At 63.3% G+C, this 4352-nt stretch carries 5 protein-coding genes and 1 pseudogene; 2 read left to right on the forward strand and 4 right to left on the reverse strand.

Going from position 1 to position 4352, the window contains the following annotated elements; all coding sequences use genetic code 11:
• Window positions 1-137: pseudogene (gene cca / locus AAC083_RS18390) on the forward strand (multifunctional CCA addition/repair protein); the annotation flags it as partial.
• Between the two features lie 136 nt (window positions 138-273).
• Here the strand turns inward: cca and AAC083_RS18395 are convergent.
• The gene (locus tag AAC083_RS18395; RefSeq protein ID WP_042035339.1) at window positions 274-963 is read right to left on the reverse strand and encodes an LrgB family protein; all 690 of its coding nucleotides are present in this window, start codon (window positions 961-963) and stop codon (window positions 274-276) included.
• Window positions 956-1357, reverse strand: coding sequence for a CidA/LrgA family protein (locus AAC083_RS18400; RefSeq protein ID WP_108537367.1), 402 nt, complete (start codon window positions 1355-1357; stop codon window positions 956-958). The genes AAC083_RS18395 and AAC083_RS18400 overlap by 8 nt, the downstream gene beginning before the upstream one ends.
• 126 nt (window positions 1358-1483) lie before the next feature.
• Here AAC083_RS18400 and AAC083_RS18405 point away from each other — a divergent pair, with 126 nt between their 5' ends.
• The gene (locus AAC083_RS18405) at window positions 1484-2359 is read left to right on the forward strand and encodes a LysR family transcriptional regulator (RefSeq protein WP_108537368.1); all 876 of its coding nucleotides are present in this window, start codon (window positions 1484-1486) and stop codon (window positions 2357-2359) included.
• A gap of 6 nt (window positions 2360-2365) precedes the next feature.
• On the opposite strand, the gene AAC083_RS18410 is transcribed toward AAC083_RS18405, so the two are convergent.
• Entirely contained in the window at window positions 2366-3244 is an 879-nt protein-coding gene (locus tag AAC083_RS18410; protein ID WP_108537369.1) for a hypothetical protein, read from the reverse strand.
• A gap of 137 nt (window positions 3245-3381) precedes the next feature.
• The coding region (locus AAC083_RS18415) for an aminotransferase-like domain-containing protein (protein ID WP_108537370.1) at window positions 3382-4352 on the reverse strand (971 nt) is incomplete at its 5' end.

Below are 4352 nucleotides of genomic sequence, written 5' to 3' on the forward strand. Positions count from 1 at the left end.
GTGCAGCCCAGGCCGTGCCTGTGAAGGATATAGTGGTCGCCGGTTTCAAGGGCGAAGCCATTCGCGAGCAGCTTGCCAAGCGCCGGCTCGATGCCATCAGCCGGGTGCGAGACGAGTGGACCTTTATCGAGGAGTAGGCGCGGTGTCTGCCAGCTGTCCGTCATCAACAAGCCCGAGTCACTGACCCGGGCTTTTTGCTGAGGTGTGTGTCAAGAGGCGCAGGCTTGCCACCCCTGGCAGGGAAAAACGGACCTGGCCTGACTGCAAGCCGGATTACCAGAACACCTTGCCGAGCAGGGGGGCGAACAGCACAGTCACCATGCCGGCAATCATCATCACCATGCTGGAGACGACGCCCTCCTCGTTACCCATCTGGTACGCCTTGGCGGTACCGGCGCCATGGGCCGAGGCGCCGAAACCGGCCCCCTTGCCGAGGCGGCTGCGGATGGCGAGCAGGGTGAGCACACTTTCGCCTACTGCCATGCCGATGACGCCGGTCAGCACCACAAACAGGGCGGTGAGATCGCTCTGGCCGCCGATGGCGCGGGTCGCCTCCACCGCGAACGGTGTGGTGATGGAGCGCATCGCCAGGCTGCGCTGCAACATGTCGGAGAGGTGCAGCCAGCGCGCCAGCAGCACAGTGCTGCCCACCGCCATGATGACGGAGGCGACGACCCCGACCGAGAGGGAGAGCCAGTGACGGTGGATCAGCTGGCGATTCTCATAGACGGGCACGGCAAAGGCAACGGTGGCCGGGCCCAGCAGCCAGAGCAGCCAGTGGGACTGGGCCATGTAGTCCTGATAGGGGATATGAAACAGCAGCACCACGGCCACCAACAGGGTGGGTGCCAGCAGCAGCGGCATCAGCGGCAGTATGCGCTTGCGGCCATATAGCCACTTGCTGGCGTAGTAGAACAGCAGGGTCAGGGCGAAGCAGAGCAGGCCAAGCAGGGTATCAGACATGGCGGCGACTCCGGCGGGCCAGCTTCAGCTCGAGGCGATAGACCCTGTCCACCACCAGTGCCGTGGTGCCCAGCACCAGGGCGGTGCTGATCAGCAAGACCAGCATGATGCGCCACCCCTCCTGCAACAGCAGATCCTGATAGTTGACCACGGCCACCACGGCCGGCACGAAGAACAGCAGCATCTCGGCCAGCAGCCAGCGGGCGCCGGCGCTGAACCACTGGGTCTTGACCACGCCGAGCAGGATCAGGACCAGCAGTGCCAGCATGCCGGTGAGGTTGGCGGGCAGCGGCAGATGGAAGGTGCGTACCGCCGCATCGGCCAGCAGCCAGATGGCGGCCAGCAGGGCGATTTGGAAGGGCGTCTGTAACCAGCGAATGCAGAGGGCTTTCATGATGGGTGTCTTTCTGTGAACTGGCTCACAGTATAGGGATAGGCCAAACCTGCAATAAATGAATTTAAATTATCAAATTCATGCCAAAGAGGCATGATTAAGGCTTGCCGCCTGTGAGAGAGCACTATGGATATCCGAGCCCTGCGTTACTTTGTCGAACTGGTACGCGAGCAGAGCTTCACCCGCGCCTCCGAGAAGCTGTTCGTCACCCAGCCCACCATCAGCAAGATGATCCGCAACATCGAGGAGGAGCTGGGTCAGCCGCTGCTCAACCGTGAAGGGCGCCGCTTCACCCTGACCGACAGCGGTCAGGTGCTGTTCAACCGGGCCCAGACCATACTGGCCGAGATGCAGCAGCTGGAGGCCGAGCTTGCGGATCTGCAGAGCCTGCAATTTGGCCGGTTAGCCCTCGGCATCCCGCCCATGGTGGGTCACGTCTATGCGGATCTCATCCGCACCTATCGCAGCCGTTATCCCAAGGTGGAGCTCTCCATCGTCGAATATGGCGGTCGGCGCATCGAGCAGGCGGTGTTGGCGGGGGAGCTGGATCTGGCCATCACCATGCTGCCGACCCGGGAGGGGGGCGCCCTGAGTGCGCTGGAGCTGGATCAGTATCCCATCCAGGTGGTGCTGCCGGACTTGCCGCGCTGGCGGGCGTGCCGCGAGATCCGGCTGGAGGATTTGCGCGATGAACCCTTCCTGCTCTACACCCAGGCCTTCACTCTGAGCGAGCGGCTGGAGCAGGCCTGCCAGCAGGCGGGCTTCGTGCCCCAGGTGGCGGCACGCAGCAGCCAGTGGGACTTTCTCACCGCCATGGTGCGCAGCGGCATGGGAGTCGCCTTTTTGCCCGAACCCATCTGCCGTCGGCTGACCCCGGACGGTCTGGTGCTGCGGCCGCTCCTGCCCGAGCTCAGCTGGCGACTCGGGGTGATATGGCCGAGCGAACGCTATCTCTCCCGCACCGCCGAGGCCTGGCTGGCGCTCTGCCGCGAACAGGGTTGAGGCCCATCATGGATCGCCGAAGCGATCCGTCATGGGGTTGTAGAAGTAGGGGCGGTAGTCGAAGCTGATCCCCTCGAGGAAGGGGTTTTCCAGTCGCAGCATACGCCGCTGCTTGAGCCCGGCAAAGGCGATGGCGGGGCCGAAGCTTTGGCGCCACAAGGCCTGCAGCGAACCATCTTGCCAGGCTTGGCGCAGCCCTGTCTCTACCCGTTTCAGGGCCTCACCGTTTGCCACATTGGTATAGAAGACTCTGGGCAGCGGGTAGTAGAGCAGCAGGTAGGGATCCATCTTCAGATCCCCTATATCTTTGTGGGTCAGCAGCTCGCTGCGCAGTTCGCTCGCCCCGCGGCACAAGAGATCGAACCGGCCGCGCGCTACCATTTTGAACAGTATCTCGTAGCCATCCACCTCTACCACCTTGAGACCGGCATGGCGCAGTATCTCCACATCCAGCCAGCCCTTGCCCTGACCAAACGTGAAATGGCGCAACCCTGCCAGATCATCTACCTCCGCCAGGGCCGCCTGCTGTTGAGGACTGACGAAGCAGACGCGATAGCTGACGATGCCGAGATGAATGGGGAAGCGGACATACGCCAGCCCTTTGCCGTCGCGTGCGCTGCTGTAGCTGTCCATGGCAAACAGGTTGGTGAAACTGTTGAGCTGCAGGCTGAGCCGCACCCGGGCCTTGGTCATGATCGGGGCGGGCACCAGCTCATAGTCGCCGAAGGTGTCACGGGTCTTGTCGAGGGCGAGACGCAGCAACTCCCTGTCATAGGTCATGCGCGGATCCCGTTCGCTCTCCGGACTGATGTAGGTGAAGCGGGTGGCCGCCATCGGGGTGGAGGAGAGAGAAAGGCAGAAGATCAGGAACAGGAGTCTATACATCTCGGCCAGGCTCTACGACTTGGGTTCATCCATTATAGTCCGGCAGCCTGGGGCAGCGCCCTGCGCGGGCTTGTCTCGCTACCGGGATGACTTCATCAGGATGACTTCATCAGGATGACTTCATCAGGATGACTTCATCAGGATGATGCCATCAGGCTGCCCAGCTGGCGACAGAGCCGGCGCAGGGTCTGATTGTCGAGGGCGCCAAAGCCGAGCAGCCAGCCCTCCAGACCCGGCGGGCCTAGATAGAACTGGCCGAGTGGGCGCAGGCCTATCCCGCTGGTATTGGCGCTTGTTGTCCAGCGGGCCTCGCCGCCGACGGGCAGCAGTACGGTGCACTGCAATCCGGCACCGCTATAAACCGGGGTGACCTGTGGGCAGTGACTGGCGAGCTCGCTTAGCAGCAGATCGCGCCGGCTCTGATAGATGAGCCGGCTCTGGCGCAGGTGAGTGGCGAAGTGACCGGCACGGATGAAATCTGCAGTGACCGCCTGCTGCAACTGGTTGCTGTGGCCATCGAAGGCGGCCCTGGCCCGGCAGAAGGCACTCATCAGCGGCCTCGGCAGCACCAGATAGGCGAGTCGAAGCGAGCCAAACAGCACCTTGCTGAAGGTACCCACATAGATGACCCGCCCCTGGGCATCCAGCCCTTGCAGGGCGGGGAGCGGGCGCTGATCGTACTGATACTCACCGTCGTAATCGTCCTCCAGGATCCAGGCGCCGTGACGTTCTGCCTCGTTCAGCAGCGCCATCCGGCGAGGCAGGCTCATGGGCACGCCGAGGGGATACTGGTGGGCCGGCGTGGTGTAGATGAGGCGCGGTGCCGGATGGCGTCCCTGCGGATTGAGCCCTTCCCCATCCACAGGCACAGGGTGGACCCTGGCTCCTGCGCTCTCCATGGCGGTGCGGGCCCCGGGATAACCGGGGTCTTCCACCCAGACGGTGTCGCCGACATCGATGAGCAGCTGTGTCGCCAGCAGGATCCCCTGCTGGGAGCTGGTGAGGATCAGGATCTGATCCGGCTCGCACACCACGCCGCGTGACTGCACCAGATAGCTGCTGATGACACTGCGCAGTTCGGGCAACCCCTGCGGGTCGCCGTAGTTCA

The organism is Aeromonas sp. HMWF014, assembly GCF_963878295.1.
Classification (GTDB): domain Bacteria; phylum Pseudomonadota; class Gammaproteobacteria; order Enterobacterales; family Aeromonadaceae; genus Aeromonas; species Aeromonas popoffii.